We start from the raw sequence: 24,511 nt of genomic DNA on the forward strand, positions 1-24,511 counted from the left end.
CCCCGGCTCTCGAGCGCACCGCCAAGAGGCGCTGCGCTGCGTCCGGGGCACGAGACTGCCCTACTCCTCCGGCAGACCCAGCATCAGCCGCATGTTCTGCACGGCCGCGCCGGATGCGCCCTTGCCGAGATTGTCGAGCCGGGCGACCAGGACGGCCTGGTGATATTTGTCGCTGGCGAAGACGTGGAGCTCGAGCATGTTGGTCTCGTTGAGCGCTTCCGGCTCGAGCCGGCCGCCCTTGGTCGCCTCGTTCTGGAGCGCCATCACCGAGACGTATTTCGAGCCGGCGTAGCGCTTGGCGAGCGCAGCCTGCAGATCGGCACCGCTGGGCTTGCCCGGCAGCGTGTCCAGCTGAAGCGGCACAGAGACCAGCATGCCCTGCCGGTAGTTGCCAACCGAGGGAATGAAGATCGGCCGCCGCGTGAGGTTCGAATAGAGCTGCATCTCCGGCAAATGCTTGTGCTCGAAGCCGAGGCCATAGATCTCGAAGGACGGCGCGCTGCCGTCTTCAAAGCTCGCGATCATCGACTTGCCGCCGCCGGAATAACCGCTCACCGCGTTGACTGTGACGGGATAATCGGAAGGCAGCAGGCCTGCATCGACGATCGGCCGCAACAGCGCGATCGCGCCGGTCGGATAGCAGCCGGGATTTGAGACCTTCTTGGCGGCCTTGACCTTGGCGGCCTGGTCCGGAGCCAGCTCGGGAAAACCGTAGGCCCAGTCCGGCGCAACCCGGTAGGCGGTCGAGGCGTCCAGCACTTTCGGCGCAGAGGCGCCCATGCTGTCGACGAGAGCAACCGTCTCCCTGGCGGCATCGTCGGGCAGACAGAGGATGACGAGATCGACCTCCTCCATCAGCGCCTTCTTCGCCGCGGGGTCCTTGCGCTGGTCGTCGGCAATCGTCTTCACGGCGACGTCGCTCTGGAGCTTCAACCGCTCGTTGATGCCAAGACCCGTGGTGCCGGAGCCGCCGTCGACGAAGACGGTGGCGGGCCTTTTGGGCGCTGCGGCCGTCGGGGCTTTGGTGGTGTCCGTAAGGCTCATGATACGCTCCTTTCGAGCATGTTCGTGTCGTGGCTCCTCGCCTTATGGAAACAGCGCGACCTGCTCCAGGCCCGTGGTTTCAGGAAATCCGAACATCAGGTTCATATTCTGGATCGCCTGACCGGCCGAGCCCTTCACCAGATTGTCGAGCGTCGAAAGCACGATCGCCCGATCCTTGATGCGGTCGGCGACGACGCCGATCTGAACATAGTTGGAGCCGCGCACGTTCTGCGTCTGCGGCAGCACGCCCTTCTTGGCGACATGCACGAACGGCTCGTTGGCGTAAGCATTCTGCAGCGCCGCCCGCAGATCGTCGGGCGTTGCACCGTTGAGCTTGACGTAGCAGGTGCAGAACTCGCCCCGCGCCATCGGAATCAGATGCGGCGTGAAATTCACCTTCACCGCCGAGCCCGCCGCGAGGCTGATTTCCTGCTCAATTTCAGGCGCGTGCCGGTGAGTGCCGACCGAATAGGGCGACAGCCCCTCGCCCGCTTCGCTGAACAGCGTGTTCTGCTTCAGCCCGCGGCCGGCGCCGGTGATACCCGATTTCGCATCGATGATGATGTCATCAACGTCGATAAGCCGGGCCTTCGCCAGCGGAACCAGCGCCAGCAACGCGGCGGTCGGATAACAGCCGGGACAGGCAACGAGCCGCGCGGAAGTGATCTTCTCCCGGTAGAATTCGGTCAACCCATAGACAGCCTCGCCCTGCAATTCCAGCGCGCGATGCTCATGGCCATACCATTCCGCATAGGTGTCCTCGTTGCGCAGCCGGAAATCCGCGGACATGTCGAGGATCTTGATCTCAGGATTGGCCTTGAGCACGGCCGCGATGATCTCCTGCGTGGTGCCGTGCGGCAGCCCGCAGAGCACCGCGTCGAGCTTGGTCCAGTCGACCTTTTCCCACTCCACGAGTTTTGGCAGGTCGAGCATGAAGAAGTGCGGAAACACCTCGCTCATCGCCTTGCCTGCATGGGTGTTGGCGGTGAGCGCCGTGATCTCGACATTCGCATGCCGCGCCAGCAGGCGCACTGCGTCGGCTCCGGTGTAGCCGGACGCGCCGAGAATGCCGATCTTCTTCCTGGTGTTCATCACACGCCCCCTTCGCGCGTAACCGCTCGTTGTGCTTGTACTGCATCTGTTGCGAAGGCCAACGGTCTCGCTTCGCGCATAAGGCCTGCAATCGTGCGCGAGTCCGCATCCGTCTGCGAGCCCAGCGCATTCGCGACCGCCGCGTAGTCGGCCTCTGATTTGTGCTGGTTGAGCTTGAAGCTGCCTTCGACCTCTTCAACCGTCATGACCAGACCCACGATTCCCTTCTTCATCGCCTCGAGCCGGCCCGCCGTCATCTTCCCTGACGTCCATGGCTTCTTCGGCAGCAGCCAGGTCTCGAACTTGTCGCTGAGCGTATCGACCTGCACCGACAGTTCATGGTCCGATAACAGCCGCACCGGCCCGGTCAGATGCACCGACTGATAAAGCCAGGTCGGCACCTGATCGGGCGACACGTACCAGTCCGGCGATACATAGGCATCGGGGCCGTTGACCGCGAGCAACCAGGACGTCGCGCCGTCCGCCAGCTTTACCAGCGGATTGTGACGGGCGACATGAAAGGCCGCGTGCGGCGTGCCGTCATCGGCATAGCTCAGATAGAACGGCAGCGACGATGCGACCGGCTTGTTGCCGTCAAAGGCACACATGGTGCCGAAGCCGCGCTCGTCGGCGAATTTCAGGCTCGTGGCGCGGTCCTGCTTGAAATGAGGTGGCGTATACATCGTGGTCTCCTGCTGGGCCTCCTTTTGGGAGCCGCCGGATCAGATCGCGCTGACAGGAGAGAGAATGCCGCGGATCGGATCCAGCGGCAAAGACGATGATCTCAAACGCGATCGATCGCCCAAACCGCTAAAGAGCGGCGGCGGCGACGGGCGAACAGGATGGTCGCGGCGTTGATCATGGCGCGGGGCTATAAGGCGAGATGCGGTTCCCGTCAAGGTGACGGCCGTCATTCCGGGGCGATGCAGAGCATCGAACCCGCTTCGCGAATCGGCGGAATGACAGGTCCTAGATCACCCGCCAGATCCATTCCATGATCTTCGCGATCACGTCACCGAACAGCAGCAGGGCCGCCGACCAGACCAGGGCCGAGACGAAATTAGCCGCCTGGAAGCTCCAATAGGGCATCTCGAAGACGCCGGCCGCGAGCGGCACCGAAGCGCGCAACGGGCCAAAGAAGCGGCCGATGAAGATGCTGGGTATCCCCCAGTTCCGCACGAAGGCCTCGCCCCTGGGCAGCAGTTCCGGATAGCGCGAGAGCGGCCACATCTGGGCGACATGCTCCTTGTAGCGATAACCGAACCAGTACGAGACCCAGTCGCCCAGCGCGGCGCCAAGGCCTCCGGCAATCCAGACCGGATAGAAGCTGATGCCGCTTGCCCCAATCAGGGCGCCGATGGCCACCAGGGCGCCCCACGCCGGGATCAGCAGCGAGATGAAGGCCAGCGACTCCCCGAAGGCGAGCAGGAACACGATCGGAGCCGCCCAGGCCTGGTGAACGCGCACGAAATCGGCCAGGGCGTGCGCAAATTGCTCCATTCCAAAATAGCCTTCCCGCCCTGTCTCAAGGTGCTGCTCGATGAAAATGACTGGTAAGCCAAGCACTTGTGTGACATCAAGTCACAAAATCCGGCCCTGACCGGACCGAGACGTCAAATTGCCGGGAATAGCTCGGCTTGCGGCGTAAAATCGCCGGCATTGGCTCCCAACGACGCCTCACTGGCGGCCCGGCGGTGACCTTTGCCGGCCAGCCATGGCATAGTCGCGCGAAACCGATTCGCCGCCTGCGCGACCCTCAAAACGCATCAAGATATATGTCCAAGCAATTGAAAACCAAAGCCAAAGACGATTTGTTCGAAGGCAACGAGCCCAAGGGGCGCAGCAGCAGCGCGAAGGCGGCGCCGCGCGGCAGCGGCGGAGAAGCCGACTACACCGCAGCCGACATCGAGGTGCTCGAAGGCCTGGAACCGGTTCGGCGCCGGCCGGGCATGTATATCGGCGGCACCGACGAGAAGGCGCTGCATCATCTGTTCGCCGAAGTGATCGACAACTCGATGGACGAGGCGCTTGCCGGGCACGCGACCTTCATCGGCGTCGAACTCTCCGCCGACGGATTCCTGACCGTCACTGACAACGGTCGCGGCATTCCGGTCGATCCGCATCCGAAGTTCCCGAAGAAGTCGGCGCTCGAAGTGATCATGTGCACGCTGCATTCCGGCGGCAAGTTCGACAGCAAGGTCTACGAGACCTCGGGCGGTCTGCACGGCGTCGGCATCTCCGTGGTGAACGCCCTCTCCTCACGTCTCGAGGTCGAGGTCGCGCGCGGACAGAAGCTGCATCGCATGACCTTCGAGCGCGGCCATCCAAAGGGCAAGCTCGAGGATCTCGGCAAGGTCAACAACCGCCGCGGCACGCGCGTGCGCTTCAAGCCCGACACCGACATCTTCGGCGCGAAGGCCGTGTTCAAGCCGCAGCGCCTGTTCAAGATGACGCGCTCGAAGGCCTATCTGTTCGGCGGCGTCGAGATCCGCTGGAACTGTGCACCCGAGTTGCTCAAAGGCATCGAGGACGTGCCGGCGGAAGCCACCTTCCACTTCCCCGGCGGCCTCAAGGACTATCTGGCCGCCGCCATCCACGCCGACACGTTGGTGCATCCCGACATCTTCTCCGGCAAGTCCGGCCGCAACGGTGCCCACGGCGCCTGCGAATGGGCCGTGGCCTGGACCGCGGACGCCGACGGCTTCCTGTCCTCCTACACCAACACCGTGCCGACGCCCGATGGCGGCACGCACGAGTCCGGCCTGCGCAGCGCGCTGCTCCGCGGCCTGAAGGACCACGCCGAGCGAGTCGGCCAGGGCAAGCGCGCTTCGTCCATCACATCGGAAGACGTGATGGTGGGGGCGGCCGTGATGCTCTCGGTGTTCGTGCGCGAGCCTGAGTTCCAGGGCCAGACCAAGGATCGCCTCGCCACTGCAGAAGCGCAGCGCATCGTCGAGCAGGCGATGAAGGATCCGTTCGACCATTGGCTGTCGGGCAATCCGCACATGGCCAACCGGCTGCTCGACTTCGTGATCGACCGCGCCGAGGAACGGCTGCGGCGGCGGCAGGAGAAAGAGACCGCGCGCAAAACCGCCGGCAAGAAGCTGCGCCTCCCCGGCAAGCTCGCCGATTGCACCGATGCCGGCACCGAAGGCTCCGAGCTGTTCATCGTCGAGGGCGACTCGGCCGGCGGCAGCGCCAAGCAGGCGCGCGATCGCAAGACGCAAGCGGTGCTGCCGTTGCGCGGCAAAATCCTCAACGTCGCCTCCGCCGGCAAGGACAAGCTGACGGCGAACGCCCAGCTCTCCGATCTCGTTCAGGCGATCGGCTGCGGTACGCTTGCGCAGTATCGCGAGGAGGACCTGCGCTATCAGCGCATCATCATCATGACCGACGCCGATGTCGACGGCGCCCATATCGCCTCGCTCCTGATCACCTTCTTCTATCGGCAGATGCCGCGACTGATCGACGAGGGCCACCTCTTCCTCGCCGTGCCGCCGCTCTATAAGCTGACCCACGGCACCAAATCGGTCTATGCGCGCGACGACAAGCACAAGGACGAGCTGATCAAGAGCGCGTTCAATGCCAACGCCAAGGTCGAGGTGAACCGCTTCAAGGGCCTCGGCGAGATGATGCCGGCGCAGCTCAAGGAAACCACCATGGATCCGAGCAAGCGGACGCTGCTCAAGGTGGTGCTGCTTGCGGATGATCGTGACACCACCGCGGATTCGGTCGAGCGGTTGATGGGCACCAAAGCGGAGGCGCGCTTTGCCTTCATTTCCGACAAGGCTGAATTTGCCAACGAGGAATTGCTGGACGTCTGAAGGCACAATTTGTGCTCAAAAGCCCCCCGGCCCGAGGCCGGGGGGCTTTTTCGTTTGAGGCCACGATAGCGCCACTTGTGCGATCAATCCGCCTCGCAAAGGCACGACTCGGCCAACGACTCACGGTGCCGGCGTCACGCGAAAGGGCTGGGGCAGGATTGCCTCCATTTCGAACGAGCGCGAATTCCTAACGAAATCCTACTCGGACGCGAGAACCGGAAATTCACTTAAGTGACTGAAAGTACTTCGATTTTTATTGAACAGACGGTGACACTCCCAAACGCGACGAACGGGCGTTTTCCGGCGACTGTGCCTGCCCAGCAACAGCATTTCGGTGAGAACCGTCTATAGTCCGGGCATCAGATGACACGGACTTCAGTGCGCTCGCGCTGCTACGAATGAAGGTTGGGGACTTATCATGAAGAAGATTGCTCTCGCGCTGACCGCGATCGCGGCAATGACCGGTTCGGCTTCGGCCGCCGACCTCGCGGCCCGTCCGTACGTCAAGGCTCCGATGGCTGCACCCGTCGCCAACTGGACCGGCTTCTACATCTTCGGCGGCGGCGGCGGCGGTCTTTCGAACGCTGACCAGCATGTCCAGACGACTGTCGGCGCGATCCCGCTGACCATCGACCAGCGCCAGGGTGGCTCGGGCTGGTTCGGCACCGTCGGCCTCGGCTACGACTGGCAGTTCAACAGCACCTGGGTCGCCGGCGTGTTCGCTGACGGTCAGTTCGGCAGCATCCGCGCCACCATCCAGGATCCGGTCGCTGTTGGCGGCCTCACTGGTTCGCAGAAGCTGGAAGACTCGTGGGCTGCCGGTGTGCGCCTCGGCTGGCTGGTTGCTCCGAACGTTCTGTCCTACGTCAATGGCGGTTACTCTGGCGCTCATTTCGGCCAGACCAACTTCCTGACGCTGGCTGGCGCTCCGGCCGGTATCCACCTCAACAGCTACAACCGCAACGGCTGGTTCATCGGCGGCGGCGTCGAGAACAGCCTCAACATCTTCGGCATTACCTCGCCCGGCTGGTTCATGAAGACCGAGTATCGTTCGGCCTTCTACAGCGCCAAGACCTCGAACGAGCTGGTCGACGGCACCAACGCCCTCGTCGGCCGCGACATCCGCGCCAACAGCTGGAACCAGACGATCTCGACCTCGCTGGTCTACCGCTTCAACTGGACCGGTCCGGTCGTCGCCAAGTACTGAGCTGATCCAAACTTCAGACGTCAAAGCCCCGGGCATCGCCCCGGGGCTTTTTCGTTGTTGCGACAGGCACAACCGAAACGCCCCCTCCCACCGTGATGACACAGGCGGGCAAAGTCGAAAGACGCCGCAACAGCCCTACCCCGCTTCTCGTCTTGTTGCCGGCCGGTAACAGCCATTTCGACGGACCCTGGGTGCAGACCATCAGCACGGCGCTGGACTATCGCTTCAACGCCAGCCCGGTGGTCGCGAAGTACTGAAGCGCCTCAGCCTGAACAGTAGAAACCCCGGCCTGGTCCGCGGCTTCTTCTTGACTCGGATAGGCTGCCTTTCCGCGGGCCTGCGTCCGCCATTGTATCTGAACCGAAGCTACGGCTAGTCTCGCGGGAAGTTTTCGCGACCCGCGGCGATCGTTTGTGCCGTGGGCCGCGACAGAAGCCGTCCAATGGGGAGGAATGAATGCGCAGATTTCTGCTTGTCGCAGGCCTGTTTGCCCTCGCCGTCGGGCTGCTCTGGATCGGACAAGGCACCGGCACCGTCGCCTGGCCGCGATCGAGCTTCATGATCAACCAGCTGCAATGGGCCGGCTACGGCGCCGCCATGGCGGGCTTCGGGCTGGTGCTGATCTGGCAGAGCAACCAATAGAAGAAACCAGGACGTGAAAGCATGACATCCAACCGGTTCGATCTTCGCGGCAAGGTCGCGATCGTCACAGGAGGCAATGGCGGCATCGGGCTCGGCCTCGCCCACGGGCTCGCGGATGCCGGCGCCGATATCGCGGTGGTCGGACGCAATGAAGCCAAGTCGACCGCAGCCGTCGCGGACCTTAGGGCACGCGGCGTGAAAGCGATCTCGGTAACCACCGACGTCACCGACAAGGTGGCGGTCGCTGCCATGATCGACTGCGTCGTCAGCGAGCTCGGCCGCATCGACATCCTGATCAACAACGCCGGCATGAGCATCCGCAAGCCGCCGCACGAACTCGAGCTCGACGAGTGGAACAAGGTGATCGACACCAACCTCACCAGCGCCTTCGTCTGCTCGAAGCTGGCCTATCCGGCGCTGAAGGCGTCCGGCAACGGCAAGGTGATCAATATCGGGTCTATGATGTCGATCTTCGGTGCGAGCTTTGCGACCGCCTATGCCGCGAGCAAGGGCGGCATCGTCCAGTACACGCGTGCCTGCGCCAACGCCTGGGCGCCCGACAATATCCAGGTCAACGCCATCCTGCCGGGCTGGATCGACACCGATCTCACCCGAGGCGCGCGCGAGCAGGTCTCGGGCCTGCACGAGCGCGTGCTGGCACGTACGCCCGCGGGACGCTGGGGCGACATCGACGACTTCGCCGGCATTGCCGTCTTCCTCGCCTCCTCAGCCTCGAACTTCGTCACGGGCACCGCGATCCCCGTCGATGGCGGGTTCTCGGTGATGGCCTGAGGCGCAGCCTCGGCCGCGCGCAAAAAAGAAGCCCCGGTGGAAGCCGGGGCTTTTAATCTGGTCGTGATCTTTTCTGATTGGTCGTTTGTTGCTCAGTAGCGCGCGATCACAGGTGCGTCGAACTTGTAGCTCGCGCGCACGACAGCCCACTGAATGTCGCGCGGCTTGGCGTCAAAGGTGTAGTTGCCCGCGGTGCCGCCGAGCTGATAGGTCTGGCTGCCGAACGCCGCGTAATTGTATTCGAGACCGACGATCCAGTTGCGGGTGATGCCGTATTCCCAACCGGCGCCCACGGTCCAACCATTGGCCCAGTGGGTCTGACCACCCGAGCCGGTCACTCCGACCGTGTCGGTCACCGACAGACGGTTGTTCACGCCGGCATAGCCGCCCTTGATGTAGAACAGGTTGTTCTGCACGGCAAAGCCGGCGCGGCCGACCACCGTTGCGAGCACGTTGGCGCGCCAGCTGAAGACGTTGCCGGCCGGAGCGAACGCGGTGTTCACGACCGTGCCCTTGTTGTCGAGACCGGAGATCGTCCCTTCCATGCCGAACACGTAGTTGTTGGCCTGCCAATTGTAGCCGATCTGGGCGCCACCCATGACGCCCGAGTTGCGCTGACGATAGCCCTGGCCCGGCGTCAGATCGCCGAACCTAGCGCCCGTGCCGTTGTTGATGAACTGCTCGTTGGTCCAGGCGCCACCGATGTGGCCGCCAACATAGAAACCGGTCCAGTTGAAAAGCGGCTCGATATAAGCGGGAGCCTTGGTGTAGGGACGCGCGGCGAGATCGGCGGCGGAAGCAGCGCCGGCCGAAACCAGAGCAGTCGTGCAGGCAAAGGCAGCAATCAATTTGTTACGCATGGTACACCCCGTGTCCTTGATGGGCGCACGCTCACACGCAGTTCTTACTCAAATTTGAATCAAGAAAGTTAAGGCGCGGGATTGCCCCCTGGTGGCCCTTGAATCGTTTATGCTGTTGCACCTGCGCAACGCTAAAGGAGCAGCTTAACCCGACGTTATCCCTACCGAATCCCCGCGCTAGGATTGCCGCGCGGCGGTCGAATGCACGTGCTCGGGCCGGACACCGATCGCGATGAAGCGCGCCGGGATGCTCTGAAGCCATGGCAGGGCGGTGATCAGGCGCACGATCAGCGGCACCTTGAGCGGCCGATCGCCGCCCTTCAGCGCGCCGCTGATGATGTTGTTCTGCACGACGACCTGCATCGCTTGCGTCATCTTCACCGGGAACGCGCGGCGCCGCCTGATGGCATCGAGCTCATCCTCGGTTGGACAGCCGCGTGTCAATTTGTCCGCAAGCAGGTTTGCGGTCGCGACCGCATCCTGAACGGCCAGATTGACGCCGACGCCGCCGACCGGCGACATCGCATGCGCGGCATCGCCGATGCAGAGGAGTCCGGGTCGCGTCCAACGCTTCAAGCGATTGATCGCGACCGTCAGCAATTTGACGTCGTCAAAACTCTTCACATCGGCGACGCCGTGCTTGAGGATCGGCGCCATGCGCACGACGTCGTCGAGCAGCGCCTGTAGTCCCCTCGCCTTCACCGCATCGTACTGTCCCTTGGCGATGACATAGGCGCATTGCCAATAGTCGCCGCGATCGAAGGTGACCATCATCTTGCCGGGCTCGACACGTGCGAACAAATTCTCGGTCTCGCCAGGCGTTCGCCCCACCCGGAACCACAGCACGTCCATCGGCGCGCCGATCTCCTCCACGCTGAACCCCGCGCGCTCGCGCACCGTCGAATGCCGGCCGTCACAAGCGATGGTGAGATCGGCCTCGATGTCGACAATGCCGTCGCCCGTCTTGGCGCGTACGCCGGCGATGATCTCGCCGTGGCGGATCAGGTCGACCGCCTCCGTGTTCATCAGCACCTTGAGCGAGGCGAAGCGCTTGCCGGCCTCGCGCAAGAAATTCAGAAAGTCCCATTGCGGCATGAAGGCGATGAACGGGTACTTCGTATGCAGCCGGCTAAGGTCGGCGATCCGCACCCTGGTTCCGCCGATCAGGCCGTCCATCGTCTGCAGGCGCTGATGCGGCAGTTTGAGGAAGCCGTCGATCAGGCCGAGCTCGTCCATCACCTGCAGCGTCGAGGGATGCACGGTGTCGCCGCGAAAGTCGCGGAAGAAATCGGCGTGCTTCTCCAGCACCAAGACATCGATGCCGGCGCGTCCCAGGAGATAGCCGAGCATCATGCCCGCAGGTCCCCCGCCAACGATGCAGCAGCGGACTTTCATGGAACGTAAGGGGGATTGTGGAGGCGTGGCTGCGTCCATGATCCGGATTCCTGGCATTTCGATCCAACGTGGGATTGTAACGCCCGTCCACGCCAAAGGCTCAATGCGATCGGGAGGAACCGCTCAATTATTGCTGCGGTTGGCCGTGCGGAAGCTCTTGACCTCCGACACGCTGCCGTCGCGATACGTCAATTCGACGGACATGAACTGCGTCGCGGGTGGCAGCTTCTCGTAGAGCAGCATACCGGCCGAGATCGCCGTCGGATCCCTGAGATCGCAAGGCGGCATCTTCAGCACCTTGTCCGGCACCGCCGTGTCAATGCCGATCCGCACCTCGCGGATCGCGCAACGATACGAGACGAGATGCGTGTAATAGACCAGTAGTCCGTTGAACTGACGGAACGACAGCCAGCTCGTGGCCGTCATGTCGAGGATCTTGCGCTGATCGCGGATCAACGCGGCTTCGGGATCGAACTTGATCGGGAACGGGCCCTGCATATCGCCGGAAGCATCGACGTAACGAACCTCGATGGTGCCGGCCTGCGCATCCGGCGGCAGCTCGATCGACGGGTTCGGCAGCCGCTTGCGGGTGCGCGGATCGAGCGTGTCGATGAAACCGGTCTCGCGGAAGTCGCCGTGACCGGCCATGCGCCAGGAAATGCCGATGGTGGGATCGGCGAAGGAGAACGTCACGCTCCAGCCGCCATTGTGGCGCGAGAAGCTCGCGATCGGTGCGTTGGTGGTCTCCTCCCGCGGCACGCGCGGCACCGAGACCGGCGGTAGCGCCGCGACTTTCTGCGGCGGCGGATCGGCCGGTCTCGCTGCGGCGGCTACGTCCTTGGCGGCACCGCTGAGGAAGACATCATCGACCATCTGATCGAAATAAACCGGCACCTGCTTGTGCTTGACGGTGTCGGCCATCTCGCTGACGAGGCGGCGCGTGTGCTGTGCGACCTGCACGAGGTTTTCGCCGGGCTGCAGCAGCTCCTTGGCGAAGGTGCGGGTGAACACGGAATTAGGGTTGGAATCGTCGTTGGAGAGACGGTCGAGCGCGGTCTGGCGCGGGCCGGCCGAGAACACCGAGAATACGCCCTCGGGCAGCTGCGTCATCGGCGCAAGCCCGCCGCCACCGGCCACCGCGCGCGTGCCTGATCGTTCGAACGGATTGTTGCGGCAGGCGTCGAACACCAGGATCGAGGTGCGTGCCTTCTTGTTCTGGAGACGCTCCACCACGCGATCCGCCAGAATGGAGGCATCGCGCACCAGCTCCTCCTGGCCTTCGGTCGCCGCCGGCACGTCCGTCGGCAGCAGATAGTTCTGCCCCGCGATTTCGAAGCCGTGGCCGGCATAGAAGAAGAAGGCGGTGTCGCCGGGCTCGATCGCCCGGTCGAAGGCGAGCAGCGTCTCGGTGAATTGCTGACGGTTCTGGTTCTCAGCCACCATCACCTGGAAGCCGAGCTGTTTCAGCGTATCGCCCATGGTGCGGGCGTCGTTGACGGCCTTCAGGAGCTTTGGAACGTTCTTGTAGTCATTGTTGCCGACGACGAGCGCGACGCGCTTTTCGGCATGGGCCATGCCTGCGAAACCGCTGAGGCTCGCCGCCAGGCCAAGCGCTGCCAGAGTCCTCAAAAACCGCCGCGTCATCGTGACATTCCCCTTCCGAACGGCTCCCCCCGCAGCCCCAGCGGAACCCTACGCCGTTGATGTGATAGTCGGTCCAATCGCATCGAGGGTTCAACCGCCCGGAGCTTGTCCATTCACCATCTCGCCTATGGCAGATTCCCGCGGAATCTGCTCATTCTGAGGGGCATTGTATTGGGGACGAGGGGCCGCCGTGTATCGCTGGTGCACCGACGAGGTCGAGCCACACGAACGCTTCGATTATTGGCGCGAGGTCCGCGCCAAAGGGTTGTTCGGGGTTACGGCGGAACTCGATCGCGAACGGCGCGGCGACTTCCATGGTGAGTTCTCGCTGAGCCAGGTCGGTGGCGGCGGATTGGTCGAGCTGAAGGCTTCGCCATACGCGGTGGAACGGAGCCAGGCCGACATCGGCCGCGCGCCGGGTGACAGCATCTGCGTCTACCAACAGCTCGGCGGCGGTGGCTGGTTCGGCGGCATGCGCTCCAGCGATTTCGCGATCGCCAATGGCAGCTTCGCCACCAGCCATACCGACCTGCCCTACCGCACCAGACCGCTGGGCGCTGCCGGCTTTCACCTGCGGATCCTGAAGATTCCCGTCCACGGCCTCGCGACCCAGGACAGGCGCATGCGGGAGCTTGCGCCAAAACCTTTCAACGATCCCGCTCTACACGCCCTGCTCGATGCCTGCTTCGCCGATCTCGGCGAGGCGGCTGCGAACGAAGCCTCTCCCGACTCCGGGCCGCTGGTGCAGGCGTTGGGTCATCTGGCGTTGATCGAGCGCGGTATCGTCAGGCCGGGCAGCCGGCGCGGACAGGCCGCGCTCCGGACGGCCCGCCTGTCGCTGGCGCGGCGCCTGATCGCGCGCCATTTGCAGGACGCCGATCTGGCGCCGTCGCGGGTGGCCGATCTGCTCGGCGTCTCGGTGCGGCACTTGCACATGCTGTTCGAGGCGGCCGACCGCAGCTTCTCCCAGACCGTGACCGAGGAGCGGCTGAAGCGAAGCCGCCTCTTGATGCGCGAAGCACCGGACCGGCGGATCGCCGATATCGCCGCCGCCTGCGGCTTCGAGAGCCTGGCGACGTATTACCGGGTCTTCAACGCCGCCTATGGCATGGCGCCCGGCGATTTTCGGGCCAAGGCCGCAGGATCGCGTTAACCACCCGCCTGGCCGCTTGCTGCCGAAAAGCCAAGCCGCGCCCGTGATTTGAGCAAAAACCTTAGGGTTTTTAGGACCTTCCCGCGCCCGCTCCATTGACTTTGGCGGATTCCTCCCTATGTTCCGGGTCGACGCGGCTCAGATCGAAGAGCGATTCCTGAGCCTTGCGCTTTGTTCGCGTGAGTCAGCACCCCCAGCTTCTTTGAGAGCGCGCCGTTTCGGGGTGGAACGCGACAGCCTTTTTACCTTCGATTCCGAACGGCGGTTTCGACCAGAGGCTCAATGTCCTTTTCCAATCTCGGACTGTCCGAAAAAGTCCTCGCCGCAGTGGCGGCCACCGGTTACACCAACCCCACCCCCATTCAGGAACAGGCGATCCCCCACGTCCTCGCACGCAAGGACGTGCTCGGCATCGCCCAGACCGGCACCGGCAAAACCGCAGCCTTCGTGCTGCCGATGCTCACCATTCTCGAGAAGGGCCGCGCCCGGGCGCGCATGCCGCGCACGCTGATCCTCGAGCCCACCCGCGAGCTCGCCGCGCAGGTGAAGGAAAACTTCGACCGCTACGGCGCCGGCCAGAAACTCAACGTCGCCCTGCTGATCGGCGGTGTCTCTTTCGGCGACCAGGATGCCAAGCTGACGCGCGGCGTCGACGTGCTGATCGCGACCCCCGGCCGGCTGCTCGACCATACCGAGCGCGGCGGCCTCTTGCTCACCGGCGTCGAGCTGCTTGTCATCGACGAAGCCGACCGCATGCTGGACATGGGCTTCATCCCTGATATCGAGCGCATCTGCAAGCTCGTTCCCTTCACGCGGCAGACCCTGTTCTTCACCGCGACCATGCCGCCGGAAATCCGGCGCATCACCGAAGCCTTCCTGCACAATCCGCAGAAGGTCGAGGTCTCCAAGCCCGCCACCACCGCCGTCACCGTGACGCAGTCGCAGGTGCCCGCTGGCCGCGAGGCGCACGAGAAGCGCGAGCTGCTGCGCCGCCTCTTGCGCGAAGCCAAGGATCTGAAGAACGCGATCATCTTCTGCAATCGCAAGCGCGAAGTCGCGATCGTTCACAAATCGCTTCAGAAGCATGGCTTCAGCGTCGGTGCACTGCATGGTGACATGGATCAACCGGCCCGCATGGCCGCGCTCGACCAGTTCCGCAAGGGTGAGCTACCGCTCCTCGTCGCCTCCGACGTCGCCGCGCGCGGCCTCGACATTCCCGAGGTCAGCCACGTCTTCAATTTCGACGTCCCTCACCATCCCGACGACTACGTCCATCGTGTCGGCCGTACCGGTCGCGCAGGCCGCACCGGCACCGCGATCTCGATCGTCACGCCGCTCGACCAGAAGTCGATGGCCGCGATCGAGAAGCTGATCGGCCAGAGCATTCCGCGCGCTGAGGGCGATTACGAAGCCCAGGCTGAAGCCGGCGATGCGTCCGAGCACCCGCGCGAGCAGCGCGGCCGTGAGCGTTCCCGCGGCGGACGCGGCAAGTCGCCGCGCGAGCGCGGCCAGCGCGGCCACGATCGCGAGCGTAGCCACGAACCGCGTGGCGAGAGCCGGCCTTCAACCGAAGCGCGGCCGACGCGCGAGGCAAAGCCTCCGCGCGAAGCCGGGCATGCTTCCGAGCCGCGTCGTGGTTCGCGCCCCCAGGCCAATCATTCGCACGTGCCGTCGATCGGCCGCCCCGAGCCGCGCCGCCAACGCGACGTCGATACCGAGCCCGGCGATCACTCGCATCTCCCCGCATTTCTGCTGCGCCCGGTCCGCTCCCCTGCCGGCGCCTGAAACCGCGATACACGCTTGAGTTGAACGGCCGAACGTTTACTGACCCTTCATCATCGTCCGTTAGCCTCCGAACATAATTTAAGCATTGCTGCGGTCGATGGGCGCATCGACCGCCGTGGGGTATGTTCAGTGGTCAAAGTGCTCGATGAACACGAACGCACGATGGCGTTCGCCGAGGTGGCGCTCGGTCAGATCCGGTCGCTGAAGCAGACCGCGATTCCCCGCAATTACGAGATCTGGTACGTCTACGCGACCGGCTACAACGCGCCGCTCAACAAGATCATCAACGAGACGCTCGCACGCAACGGCAGGCTGACCGAAGCCGATCTCGAGCAGATCTACGACACCTATCTCTCCCACATCAAGACGACCGACCGTATCGACAAGGTCGGTGCACGCGTCATCGGCGAGATCGACGACGTCATGAGGGTGTTGGGCGAGGCGCTCGGCATGACCGGCACCTACGACGCCAGCCTGTCGGGCGCGACCGAGCAATTGTCCTCGGCCAGCAGCGGCGAGCAGATCAAGGCGATCGTCGAGACGCTGCTGCGCTCGACCAACGAAATGCGTGAGGCGAACAAGGCGCTGGAAGACCGGCTGGCGCTGTCGAAGAACGAGATCAGCAATCTCCAACAAAGCCTGGAGGCGATCCGCGCCGAAAGCCTGACCGATCCGCTGACCGGTCTCGGCAACCGCAAATATTTCGACCGCATGATCGGCATGGCCGTGCAGAGCGCGCTTGCCGGCGGCGAGCCGCTCTCGCTGCTGCTGCTCGACATCGATCATTTCAAATCGTTCAACGATTCCTACGGCCACCTCACCGGCGATCAGGTGCTGCGGCTGGTCGGACTTTCGCTGAAGCAGACCATCAAGGGCCAGGACGTCACCGCGCGCTACGGCGGCGAAGAGTTCGCGGTGGTGCTGCCCAACACCGCGCTGCGCCAGGCCCTCACCGTCGCCGACCACATCCGCCGCGCCGTGATGGCGAAGGAACTGAAGAAGAAGTCTACCGGCGAGATCCTCGGCCGCGTCACCATTTCTGTCGGCGTCTCGATGCTGAAGCAGGGCGACGACACCGACGCGCTGATCGAGCGCGCGGATGCCTGCCTCTACGCGGCCAAACGCAACGGCCGCAACCGCGTGATTTGCGAAGTCGATCCGGAGTACGCGGTCGAGACACATAACCGGGTGGCCTGATCTCTCGTCACAAACTAGTTTTTATCTGAAACCTCTCACGATCGAGTCCCGCACTGATCCGGACTCGTTGGCAAGGATCAGGTCTGACCGAGGAACGCCGAGATCAGAGGATTGACGATCTCGGGTGCATCCTCCAGGCAATAATGGCCAACCCCCGCGAGTCGATGGACGCGCGCGCCGGGAAAAACCGCCTCGAAGAGCGGCAGGAAATGTGCCGCATGAAGTGTGCGGTCCGCATCGCCCCAGATTGCAAGCGCGGGCTTGCTGCGGACAGCGCGATCTGCTGCCGTATCGGGGGCCTCGAACCGGTGAGCGCCGGTCGCGAAACCTTTGGCCCAGCCGATCGCCCCGAGACATTCGGCCGGGCTGGCAAAGGGCGCGCCATAAGCGGCAAGCCAGTCGTCGGTGATGATCGCGTTGTTCTCGAAACCATTCAGCTTCAGCGTGCTCAGGATATTGAAGCCGAGCTGCCCGAGCACGGTTTCCAGATTGCCTTCAGCTTCGGCCTGCACGATCCAGCGAAACCAGGGTGAAACAGCAGCATTTTCTGTGACACGCGCCAGCAGATCCGCCTGGCCGAACGGCGTCGGACCATTGGTCGAGACGAACCGACGGATCCGGTCAGGATGCCGCGCGGCCAGTCCCATGCCGACCGGGCCGCCGAAATCGTGCATCACGAGTGTGATGCCGGTCAGGCCGAGCGCGAGAACGAACCTTTCCAGATTGTCGATGTGGTCCTGCAGCCAGTAGCTGCGCGCCGCCGGCGTCTGGCTCTTCCCAAATCCCATGTGGTCAGGAACGATGACACGGTGTGTCGCGCCCAGCACCGGAATCAAATGGCGGAAGAGATAGCCCCAGGTCGGCTCGCCATGCAGGCACAGCACGACCTCACCATCGCGAGGACCTTCGTCGACGTAATGCATCCGAAAACCCGGGGCATCGGTGAAATGCGGCGCAAAGGCGAAGCTGCCACCGAACGTTGCGTTAGATTGGATCATGGGCTCCTCGACGGAATGCGGTTTCAGATTGCAACCATAACCAAGGCTTAGCGCTTGCGGTTTTAGATTGCAACCAGTATATCGGCACTGGAGCTGCGCCCAATGCGAAGCGCAGAGGAGCGGCGGATCGGTCACGATGGGCAAGAGAGTTAGCCACAAAGACTCGTTGTGCGGCGTCGCGCGTCCCCTGGATGCGATCGGCGACTGGTGGTCGCTCTTGATCGTGCGCGACGCCTTCGACGGCTCGCGGCGGTTTGGCGAATTTCAGCGGAGCCTCGGGCTTGCCAAGAACATCCTGTCGGCCCGGCTGCGCAATCTCGTCGCGCACGGCATCATGGACGCCGTCCCCGCGGCGGAAGGAGGCCCCTATCAGGAATATGAGCTGACCGAGAAGGGACGCGGGCTCTTTCTGGTTCTGGCTGCGCTCAGGCAGTGGGGTGAGGACTTCTTCTTTGAGCCCGACGAGAGCCACGTGCTGCTGGTGGACAAGAAATCCGCCCTCCCCGTGCGCCGGCTGGAGTTGCGTGCCCAGGATGGACGCATACTCGGTCCCAGCGACACCGTCATACGACGACCGTCGAACACCCCGGAGGTGGAAACGCCGAACCGGCAGCCCCCACCTGCAAGACGCAGGGCTTCCAAGTCTCGCGCGCAGAAGTAGAGGCCATGACCGCGACCTGCAAACCGCAAACCAGCTACGCTTGACAAGCTGATCGGACGAACGACATCTTCATCACCGCCCTCCGGCGCCTGACCGCGAGAATCTGTCGTCGTGCCCAATCCCCACGATTTCCACACACCCAAACCGTCCTACACCAGGGACGAGCTGCTGAGATCGAGCGAGGGCGGCTATTTCGGCCCAGGCAACGCGCAATTGCCGGCGCCGCCGATGCTCATGATGGATCGGATCACCGAGATCAGCCTGGATGGCGGCGCATTCGGCAAGGGCCACATCGTCGGCGAGCTCGACATCGTGCCGGATCATTGGTTCTTCGACTGCTACTATCGCGGTGACGCGATGATGCCGGGAAGTCTGTGCCTCGACGCGATGTGGCAGATGATCGGCTACTGGCTCGGCTGGTCGGATTCGCCGGGCAAGGGGCGCGCCATCGGTGTCGGCGACGTGGAGTGCACGGGCGAAATCACACCAAACGCGCAGCGCGTGCGCTACGAAGTCACCATGCGCATGGTCCGGCGAGGCAAGCTGGTGCTCGGAATTGCCGACGGCCGCGTGCTTTCGGACGGTGTGTGCGTCTTCGTCGCAAAGGACATGCGTGTGGGCCTGACCAAGGCGGCCGAGTCATCCTCTGCCCACGATCTTTCCTCGTGATGATCCTACCCGTGGGCACGCTTCCACCTTCGCTCTACGAGCTACGGCGGACGAGTCGCTTTGCCCACCCTACCGGACCGCTCTCTTGGCTGCCTTCTTGGCCGATCTCTTCTTAGCAGGCTTCCTCGTCGCAGCCTTGGCCGCAGCTTTCTTCTTCGGGCGCTTCTTCACCTTGGCGCGCTGGGCCGCGGCGAGCGCAGCCCGCGCCCATTGCGCCAGCTCCTGCGAATCATCGAACAGACGCGCCGGCAGCTCCCAGTAGGAGTTCACCAGCACGGTCTTGGCGCGGGTCGAATATTGGAACGGCTTTGAGCCTTCCGCTTCAAAGTCCGGGATCGTCTGCTCGTCGGCGCGGAAGAACAGGCCAGCACGCAAGGACAGCGCAAAGTTGATCCCGTCGGCGGAGATGCCGTAGCCGGAAAACATCTTGCGGATGGTGACGGGGCCGAAATCGGCAAACAGGTCGATCAGGAATTCGCGGTCCATGGCCAAATTCTCTCGTGCCCCGGACGCAGCGCGGCGTGACATAAGCGCGCTTACGCGCGTCTTCGACTCGCTATGGCGCTGCTGAGCCGGGGCCCAGCCCCTCTCCTCCTGAAAGTATAGCTTGGGTCCCGGCTCTGCGCAGCAGCGCAAGCGCGCTGTAGCGCGTCCGGGACACGAGAACGGGGCAAGATGAGAAAGTCGGCGTTACCCGTCGATCTTGGCGGGGCGCAGTTCGACCGACTCGCCGCAGCCGCAGGCGGAAACCTGGTTCGGGTTGTTGAAGACGAACTGGGCCTGCATCTTGTCGGTCTTGTAGTCCATCTCGGTGCCGAGCAGGAACAGCACGGCCTTGGGGTCGACCAGGATCTTGACGCCCTTGTCCTCGACGACCTCGTCGGTCGGGCGGATCTCGTGGGCGTATTCGACCGTGTAGGATTGGCCGGCACAGCCGCCATTCTTCACGCCGACGCGCAGGCCGACGATCTCGGAGTCGGCGCGCTGGGTCAGCTCGCTGATGCGCTGGGCTGCTGCGTCGGTCAGCCGCATCACCTGCGGGCGCGGACGCCGGGGCTTTGGTGTCGAAGCTGGTGTCGCCTGGGTCATGTTATCTATTTGGTCCGTTCCGAAGCGAATTCAATGCGAGCAGAGACCGTCACCACATGTTGAGCACGAGGCGCGCCTCGTCACTCATGCGCTCCGGCGTCCAGGCCGGCTCCCAGACGACCTTGACGTCGACCACGCCGACGCCGGGAACGCTGGCGACCGCATTCTCGACCATGGTCGGCAGCTCGCCGGCGGCCGGACAGTTCGGCGTCGTCAACGTCATCTGCACGTCGACGGAACGATCGTCCTTGATCTCGACCTTGTAGATCAGACCGAGCTCGTAGATGTCCGCCGGGATTTCCGGGTCGAACACGGTCTTGAGCCCGGCGATGATCTCACGGGTCAGCCGCTCGGTCTCCTCCGGCGGCAACGCCGAATGGGTCTCCATCGGATTGGCTTTGATTTCGGCCGTGTCACTCATGCGAACAAATCCCGCGCCTTGAGCAGCGCCTGTGCCAGATGATCGACTTCTTCCCGCGTATTGTACATGCCGAACGAGGCCCGGCAGGTCGCGGTCACGTTGAAACGCTCTAAAAGCGGCATCACGCAATGGGTTCCGGCGCGAACAGCGATGCCCTGACGGTCGATCACGGTGGCGACGTCATGGGCGTGCGCGCCCCTAAGCTCGAAGGAGATCACGGGTCCTTTGCCGCGGGCCGTACCGATCAGCCGTAGCGAGTTGATCTCGCGCAAGCGCTCCTGCGCGTAAGCCGTGAGGTCGGCCTCATGCGCCGCAATGCGCTCCTTGCCGATCGAATTGACGTAGTCGATGGCGGCACCAAGACCAACGGCCTCGACGATCGCCGGCGTGCCCGCCTCGAATTTATGCGGGGGATCGCCATAGGTGACCACATCGCGCGAGACCTCGCGGATCATCTCGCCGCCGCCGTTATAGGGACGCATCGCGACGAGGTGGTCGTACTTCGCCCAGAGCACGCCGATGCCGGTGGGGCCGTACACCTTGTGGCCGGTGAAGACGTAGAAATCGCAGCCGATGTCCTGGACATCGACCGGCAGATGCACCGCGCCCTGACTGCCGTCGACCAGCACGGGAATGCCGCGGGCGTGCGCGATCTTCACGACATCCTTGACCGGGACGATGGTGCCGAGCGCGTTCGACATCTGCGTGATCGCAACCAGCTTGGTCTTCGGCGTCAGCAGCTTCTCGAACTCGTCGATGAGGAAATTGCCCTCGTCGTCGACAGGCGCCCACTTGATCACGGCGCCCTGGCGCTCCCTGAGGAAATGCCAGGGCACGATGTTGGAATGGTGCTCCATGATCGAGAGGACGATCTCGTCGCCCTCCTTGATGTTCGGCCCGCCCCAGGACGATGCGACCAGGTTGATCGCCTCGGTCGCGTTGCGGGTGAAGATCACTTCTTCGGTGCGCGGCGCGTTGATGAACTGCGCCACCTTGGTGCGGCCGCCCTCATAAGCTTCGGTCGCGGCATTGGCGAGGTAGTGCAGGCCGCGATGCACGTTGGCGTATTCGGACGTGTAGGCCTGCGTCATGCGCTCGAGCACGGCGCTCGGCTTCTGCGCGGACGCGGCGTTGTCGAGATAGACCAGATTCTTGCCGTAGACCTGCATGGCGAGCGCCGGGAAATCCTGGCGCACGCGCGCGACGTCATAGGCGCCGTTCTTGACCGCGGGATGCGCGCTCATGACCGTCGCTCCAGCCAGCGCTCGGCGATGCCGATCACGTGCTCGCGGAGGCCATCGTCGGCGATCTGCTCGATCGCCTCACCGACGAAGGCCTGGATCAGCAGCGCCTGGGCCTGCTTCTCCGGCAGGCCGCGAGCCTTGAGGTAGAACAGCAGGCTGTCATCCAGCGCGCCGGCGGTGGCGCCGTGGCCGCAGGAGACGTCGTCGGCGAAGATCTCGAGTTCGGGCTTGTTGTCGGCCTCGGCTTCGTCCGAAAGCAGTAGCGCCCGGGTCATCATCTTGCCGTCGGTCTTCTGCGCGTCGGGACGGACGATGATGCGGCCCTGGAACACCGAATGGGCGCGGTCGTCGATGACAGCGCGGAATGTCTCGCGACTGACGCAGTTCGGCACGGCGTGGTCGACCACCAGCGTGGTGTCGCCATGCTCGGTCTTCTGCAGCAGGTTGACGCCGTTGGCCGAAAGCTCGCTGCCCTCGCCCGCCAACGTGATGAAGCCCTGCAGGCGGCTGACGGCAGCGCCCGTGGTCATATTGAAGAAGTTCAACTTCACGGCGGCGCCAACGGTGACGAACTGCGATGAGATGTTCACCGCATCAGGCGCATCGTCCATTAGCCGGATATGCGCGATATCGGCGTTGTCGCCGATCCAGAGGATCACCGCGTCGTTGACCTGGTAGCCGCTCGCCTTCCCGGCCGCCACGAAGGTCTCGACAATAGTGGCACGAGCGCCCTTGCCGATCCGCAGATGCGAGCGGGTGAAGGCGGACGCACCGGCCGCCGTCGCGATGTGGATGAGCTGGACGGGCGCCGACAAATGAGTGCCGTCGGCCACCGAAACCACGACGCCGTCCGTCGCCATGGCCGCATTGAGCGAGATGACCGCATCGGTCGAGGCGGTCTGGAGGAGATCGCCGGCGGCAGGATTGGCCTCATCAGCGAGAACCTCGCGCAGCGTCTTGAGGCTGACCTCGGATGCGAGCGCCTTGACGTCCGACAGGTCAGCCGCGAACACGCCATCGACCAGCACCAGCTTGCGGGCGCCGGCGATTGCATGCGCCTTCACCACCTCAGCGGCGCGCTTCAGCGCGTCCGCATCGGGCGCCGCCGCCAGCGGCAGCATCTCGCCGACCAGCGCACGCAGGTCGGTGTATTTCCATTCCTCGATCCGGCGATGCGGCAGGCCGAGACGCTCATAGGTCTCGAAGGCCTCGCGGCGCACCGCAATCACGTCAGGCGCACCCGGCAAGCGGCCCTCGGCGCTGGCGAAGAGATCGCTCACGGCGCGGCCCTTTCCGGTCTTTGCCACAGCAACGTTCATTGCAACCAATCCTTACGCGTCCTCGAACTGGGCGTAGCCGGACGCTTCCAGCTCCAGCGCCAGATCCTTGGCGCCGCTCTTCACGACCCGCCCCTTGGACATCACGTGCACGACGTCGGGCACGATGTAGTTGAGCAGCCGCTGATAGTGGGTGATGACGACCATCGCGCGCCCCGGCGAGCGTAGCGCGTTGACGCCGTCGGCCGCGATGCGCAGCGCGTCGATGTCGAGACCGGAATCCATCTCGTCGAGGATGCACAGGCTGGGCTCGAACAGCGCCATCTGCAGCACCTCGTTGCGCTTCTTCTCGCCCCCGGAAAAGCCGACATTGACGCCGCGCTTGAGCATGTCCTGCGGGATGTTCAGCGACTTGGAGACCTCGCGGACCTTCTTCAGGAAGTCCGGGGTGGAGTATTCATCCTCGCCACGCGCCTTGCGCTGGGCATTCAGCGCCGTGCGCAGGAAATTCATGGTGGCGACGCCGGGAATCTCGACCGGATATTGGAACGCCAGGAACACGCCCTTGGCGGCGCGCTCGTCCGGCGACATCTCCAGCAGGTCCTCGCCCTTGAACAGGATCTGGCCGTCGGTAACTTCATAGCCGGGCTTGCCGGCGATGACGTGCGAAAGCGTCGACTTGCCGGAGCCGTTCGGCCCCATGATCGCGTGCACCTCGCCCTCGTTCACGGTCAGCGTCAGCCCATGGAGGATCTCACGCTCCTCGACACGAACCTTGAGGTCTTTCACTTCAAGCAAAGCCATCTTGGTATCCAGTTTATTCAGGTGATGTTGGAGCGCGAGGCGCGCACCGCCGGGGGTCGGCAATCAGCCGACCGACCCTTCGAGCGAGATCGAGATCAGCTTCTGCGCTTCCACCGCGAACTCCATCGGCAGCTGCTGCAGCACGTCCTTGACGAAGCCGTTGACGACGAGGCCGACCGCCTCTTCCTGGCTGAGGCCGCGCTGGATGCAGTAGAACAGCACGTCCTCGGAGATCTTCGAGGTGGTCGCCTCGTGCTCGAACGTCGCCGAGGAGTTCTTGGCTTCGATGTAGGGCACGGTGTGCGCGCCGCATTTGTCGCCGATCAGCAGCGAATCGCAGGCGGTGAAGTTGCGCGCCCCTAGCGCCTTGCGGTGCGCGGTGACGAGGCCGCGATAGGTGTTCTGCGACTTGCCGGCGGCGATGCCCTTGGAGATGATCCGGCTCGACGTGTTCTTGCCGAGATGGATCATCTTGGTGCCCGAATCGACCTGCTGGAAGCCGTTCGAGATCGCGATCGAGTAGAACTCGCCGCGGGAATTGTCGCCGCGCAGGATGCAGCTCGGGTATTTCCAGGTGATCGCCGAACCCGTTTCGACCTGGGTCCAGGAGATCTTGGAATTGTTGCCGCGGCAGTCGCCACGCTTGGTGACGAAATTGTAGATGCCGCCCTTGCCTTCCGAATTGCCGGGATACCAGTTCTGCACCGTCGAGT

At 63.8% G+C, this 24,511-nt stretch carries 24 protein-coding genes; 9 read left to right on the top strand and 15 right to left on the bottom strand.

What is annotated here, in order from left to right; genetic code table 11:
- Positions 1-60: 60 nt before the first annotated feature.
- The 4 genes from argC (BM374_RS31065) to BM374_RS31080 all read right to left on the bottom strand — a co-directional run bounded on the left by argC (BM374_RS31065) (position 61) and on the right by BM374_RS31080 (position 3,636).
- A complete protein-coding gene (gene argC, locus BM374_RS31065) occupies positions 61-1,044 on the bottom strand; it encodes an N-acetyl-gamma-glutamyl-phosphate reductase (RefSeq protein ID WP_092301573.1) in 984 nt (327 codons plus the stop codon).
- Between the two features lie 42 nt (positions 1,045-1,086).
- Complete coding sequence (argC, locus tag BM374_RS31070) at positions 1,087-2,136, bottom strand: N-acetyl-gamma-glutamyl-phosphate reductase (RefSeq protein ID WP_092301576.1); 1,050 nt, start codon at positions 2,134-2,136, stop codon at positions 1,087-1,089.
- On the bottom strand, positions 2,136-2,819 hold the full coding sequence (locus tag BM374_RS31075) for an FMN-binding negative transcriptional regulator (RefSeq protein ID WP_092301579.1): 684 nt from the start codon (positions 2,817-2,819) through the stop codon (positions 2,136-2,138). Before BM374_RS31075 ends, argC (BM374_RS31070) begins: the two co-directional genes overlap by 1 nt.
- A gap of 286 nt (positions 2,820-3,105) precedes the next feature.
- The gene (locus BM374_RS31080) at positions 3,106-3,636 is read right to left on the bottom strand and encodes a DedA family protein (protein WP_092301582.1); all 531 of its coding nucleotides are present in this window, start codon (positions 3,634-3,636) and stop codon (positions 3,106-3,108) included.
- Between the two features lie 275 nt (positions 3,637-3,911).
- Here BM374_RS31080 and parE point away from each other — a divergent pair, with 275 nt between their 5' ends.
- The 4 genes from parE to BM374_RS31100 all read left to right on the top strand — a co-directional run bounded on the left by parE (position 3,912) and on the right by BM374_RS31100 (position 8,601).
- A complete protein-coding gene (parE, locus tag BM374_RS31085) occupies positions 3,912-5,960 on the top strand; it encodes a DNA topoisomerase IV subunit B (protein WP_092301585.1) in 2,049 nt (682 codons plus the stop codon).
- 418 nt (positions 5,961-6,378) lie between these two features.
- Positions 6,379-7,167, top strand: a complete 789-nt coding sequence (locus tag BM374_RS31090) for an outer membrane protein (RefSeq protein ID WP_092301588.1) — start codon at positions 6,379-6,381, stop codon at positions 7,165-7,167.
- 456 nt (positions 7,168-7,623) lie between these two features.
- Positions 7,624-7,809: a hypothetical protein gene (locus BM374_RS31095; RefSeq protein ID WP_092301591.1), complete on the top strand. Its 186-nt coding sequence runs from the start codon at positions 7,624-7,626 to the stop codon at positions 7,807-7,809.
- Between the two features lie 21 nt (positions 7,810-7,830).
- Positions 7,831-8,601, top strand: coding sequence for an SDR family NAD(P)-dependent oxidoreductase (locus tag BM374_RS31100; RefSeq protein WP_092301594.1), 771 nt, complete (start codon positions 7,831-7,833; stop codon positions 8,599-8,601).
- A gap of 92 nt (positions 8,602-8,693) precedes the next feature.
- Here BM374_RS31100 and BM374_RS31105 read toward each other — a convergent pair whose 3' ends face one another.
- From BM374_RS31105 to BM374_RS31115, 3 genes are all read right to left on the bottom strand, one after another.
- Positions 8,694-9,461: an outer membrane protein gene (locus BM374_RS31105; RefSeq protein WP_092301597.1), complete on the bottom strand. Its 768-nt coding sequence runs from the start codon at positions 9,459-9,461 to the stop codon at positions 8,694-8,696.
- 177 nt (positions 9,462-9,638) lie between these two features.
- Positions 9,639-10,895 carry an FAD-dependent oxidoreductase gene (locus BM374_RS31110; protein ID WP_177248659.1) on the bottom strand — a complete coding sequence of 419 codons (1,257 nt, stop codon included), beginning with the start codon at positions 10,893-10,895 and terminating at the stop codon, positions 9,639-9,641.
- An 84-nt stretch (positions 10,896-10,979) separates the two neighbouring features.
- Positions 10,980-12,500, bottom strand: a complete 1,521-nt coding sequence (locus tag BM374_RS31115) for a caspase family protein (protein ID WP_092301603.1) — start codon at positions 12,498-12,500, stop codon at positions 10,980-10,982.
- 190 nt (positions 12,501-12,690) lie between these two features.
- Here BM374_RS31115 and BM374_RS31120 point away from each other — a divergent pair, with 190 nt between their 5' ends.
- The 3 genes from BM374_RS31120 (at position 12,691) to BM374_RS31130 (ending at position 16,635) form a co-directional block, all read left to right on the top strand.
- Complete coding sequence (locus tag BM374_RS31120) at positions 12,691-13,653, top strand: helix-turn-helix transcriptional regulator (RefSeq protein ID WP_092301606.1); 963 nt, start codon at positions 12,691-12,693, stop codon at positions 13,651-13,653.
- 282 nt (positions 13,654-13,935) lie between these two features.
- Positions 13,936-15,438, top strand: a complete 1,503-nt coding sequence (locus tag BM374_RS31125) for a DEAD/DEAH box helicase (RefSeq protein WP_092301609.1) — start codon at positions 13,936-13,938, stop codon at positions 15,436-15,438.
- Positions 15,439-15,567: 129 nt separating this feature from the next.
- The gene (locus BM374_RS31130) at positions 15,568-16,635 is read left to right on the top strand and encodes a GGDEF domain-containing protein (RefSeq protein WP_092301612.1); all 1,068 of its coding nucleotides are present in this window, start codon (positions 15,568-15,570) and stop codon (positions 16,633-16,635) included.
- Positions 16,636-16,712: 77 nt separating this feature from the next.
- Here the strand turns inward: BM374_RS31130 and BM374_RS31135 are convergent, their stop codons facing one another.
- Positions 16,713-17,633, bottom strand: a complete 921-nt coding sequence (locus BM374_RS31135) for an alpha/beta fold hydrolase (protein ID WP_092301615.1) — start codon at positions 17,631-17,633, stop codon at positions 16,713-16,715.
- Positions 17,634-17,769: 136 nt separating this feature from the next.
- Here BM374_RS31135 and BM374_RS31140 point away from each other — a divergent pair, with 136 nt between their 5' ends.
- Both BM374_RS31140 and fabA read left to right on the top strand, forming a co-directional pair.
- Positions 17,770-18,294: a winged helix-turn-helix transcriptional regulator gene (locus tag BM374_RS31140; protein WP_092301618.1), complete on the top strand. Its 525-nt coding sequence runs from the start codon at positions 17,770-17,772 to the stop codon at positions 18,292-18,294.
- 111 nt (positions 18,295-18,405) lie between these two features.
- Positions 18,406-18,963: a bifunctional 3-hydroxydecanoyl-ACP dehydratase/trans-2-decenoyl-ACP isomerase gene (gene fabA / locus BM374_RS31145; RefSeq protein WP_092301621.1), complete on the top strand. Its 558-nt coding sequence runs from the start codon at positions 18,406-18,408 to the stop codon at positions 18,961-18,963.
- Between the two features lie 69 nt (positions 18,964-19,032).
- Here the strand turns inward: fabA and BM374_RS31150 are convergent, their stop codons facing one another.
- The 7 genes from BM374_RS31150 to BM374_RS31180 all read right to left on the bottom strand — a co-directional run.
- On the bottom strand, positions 19,033-19,449 hold the full coding sequence (locus tag BM374_RS31150; protein WP_177248660.1) for a TfoX/Sxy family protein: 417 nt from the start codon (positions 19,447-19,449) through the stop codon (positions 19,033-19,035).
- 204 nt (positions 19,450-19,653) lie between these two features.
- Positions 19,654-20,052, bottom strand: coding sequence for a HesB/IscA family protein (locus tag BM374_RS31155; RefSeq protein ID WP_092301627.1), 399 nt, complete (start codon positions 20,050-20,052; stop codon positions 19,654-19,656).
- Between the two features lie 49 nt (positions 20,053-20,101).
- Entirely contained in the window at positions 20,102-20,473 is a 372-nt protein-coding gene (locus tag BM374_RS31160; protein WP_092229105.1) for an SUF system Fe-S cluster assembly protein, read from the bottom strand.
- On the bottom strand, positions 20,470-21,717 hold the full coding sequence (locus BM374_RS31165; RefSeq protein ID WP_092301630.1) for a cysteine desulfurase: 1,248 nt from the start codon (positions 21,715-21,717) through the stop codon (positions 20,470-20,472). Before BM374_RS31165 ends, BM374_RS31160 begins: the two co-directional genes overlap by 4 nt.
- Positions 21,714-23,036, bottom strand: a complete 1,323-nt coding sequence (gene sufD, locus BM374_RS31170) for a Fe-S cluster assembly protein SufD (protein ID WP_092301633.1) — start codon at positions 23,034-23,036, stop codon at positions 21,714-21,716. Before sufD ends, BM374_RS31165 begins: the two co-directional genes overlap by 4 nt.
- A 12-nt stretch (positions 23,037-23,048) precedes the next feature.
- On the bottom strand, positions 23,049-23,798 hold the full coding sequence (gene sufC, locus BM374_RS31175) for a Fe-S cluster assembly ATPase SufC (RefSeq protein ID WP_092301709.1): 750 nt from the start codon (positions 23,796-23,798) through the stop codon (positions 23,049-23,051).
- 63 nt (positions 23,799-23,861) lie between these two features.
- Positions 23,862-24,511 (bottom strand): SufD family Fe-S cluster assembly protein (locus tag BM374_RS31180; protein WP_177248661.1); only part of this gene is annotated, 650 nt, incomplete at its 5' end.

Source organism: Bradyrhizobium sp. Ghvi, from assembly GCF_900115265.1.
GTDB lineage: Bacteria > Pseudomonadota > Alphaproteobacteria > Rhizobiales > Xanthobacteraceae > Bradyrhizobium.

Excerpts from the sequence above, each read along its gene's own strand:
- argC (WP_092301573.1), bottom strand. The coding sequence starts at position 1,044 with ATGAGCCTTACGGACACCACCAAAGCCCCGACGGCCGCAGCGCCCAAA.
- argC (WP_092301576.1), bottom strand. The coding sequence starts at position 2,136 with ATGAACACCAGGAAGAAGATCGGCATTCTCGGCGCGTCCGGCTACACC.
- BM374_RS31075 (WP_092301579.1), bottom strand. The coding sequence starts at position 2,819 with ATGTATACGCCACCTCATTTCAAGCAGGACCGCGCCACGAGCCTGAAA.
- BM374_RS31080 (WP_092301582.1), bottom strand. The coding sequence starts at position 3,636 with ATGGAGCAATTTGCGCACGCCCTGGCCGATTTCGTGCGCGTTCACCAG.
- parE (WP_092301585.1), top strand. The coding sequence starts at position 3,912 with ATGTCCAAGCAATTGAAAACCAAAGCCAAAGACGATTTGTTCGAAGGC.
- BM374_RS31090 (WP_092301588.1), top strand. The coding sequence starts at position 6,379 with ATGAAGAAGATTGCTCTCGCGCTGACCGCGATCGCGGCAATGACCGGT.
- BM374_RS31095 (WP_092301591.1), top strand. The coding sequence starts at position 7,624 with ATGCGCAGATTTCTGCTTGTCGCAGGCCTGTTTGCCCTCGCCGTCGGG.
- BM374_RS31100 (WP_092301594.1), top strand. The coding sequence starts at position 7,831 with ATGACATCCAACCGGTTCGATCTTCGCGGCAAGGTCGCGATCGTCACA.
- BM374_RS31105 (WP_092301597.1), bottom strand. The coding sequence starts at position 9,461 with ATGCGTAACAAATTGATTGCTGCCTTTGCCTGCACGACTGCTCTGGTT.
- BM374_RS31110 (WP_177248659.1), bottom strand. The coding sequence starts at position 10,895 with ATGGACGCAGCCACGCCTCCACAATCCCCCTTACGTTCCATGAAAGTC.
- BM374_RS31115 (WP_092301603.1), bottom strand. The coding sequence starts at position 12,500 with ATGACGCGGCGGTTTTTGAGGACTCTGGCAGCGCTTGGCCTGGCGGCG.
- BM374_RS31125 (WP_092301609.1), top strand. The coding sequence starts at position 13,936 with ATGTCCTTTTCCAATCTCGGACTGTCCGAAAAAGTCCTCGCCGCAGTG.
- BM374_RS31135 (WP_092301615.1), bottom strand. The coding sequence starts at position 17,633 with ATGATCCAATCTAACGCAACGTTCGGTGGCAGCTTCGCCTTTGCGCCG.
- BM374_RS31140 (WP_092301618.1), top strand. The coding sequence starts at position 17,770 with ATGGGCAAGAGAGTTAGCCACAAAGACTCGTTGTGCGGCGTCGCGCGT.
- BM374_RS31150 (WP_177248660.1), bottom strand. The coding sequence starts at position 19,449 with ATGGACCGCGAATTCCTGATCGACCTGTTTGCCGATTTCGGCCCCGTC.
- BM374_RS31155 (WP_092301627.1), bottom strand. The coding sequence starts at position 20,052 with ATGACCCAGGCGACACCAGCTTCGACACCAAAGCCCCGGCGTCCGCGC.
- BM374_RS31160 (WP_092229105.1), bottom strand. The coding sequence starts at position 20,473 with ATGAGTGACACGGCCGAAATCAAAGCCAATCCGATGGAGACCCATTCG.
- BM374_RS31165 (WP_092301630.1), bottom strand. The coding sequence starts at position 21,717 with ATGAGCGCGCATCCCGCGGTCAAGAACGGCGCCTATGACGTCGCGCGC.
- sufD (WP_092301633.1), bottom strand. The coding sequence starts at position 23,036 with ATGAACGTTGCTGTGGCAAAGACCGGAAAGGGCCGCGCCGTGAGCGAT.
- sufC (WP_092301709.1), bottom strand. The coding sequence starts at position 23,798 with ATGGCTTTGCTTGAAGTGAAAGACCTCAAGGTTCGTGTCGAGGAGCGT.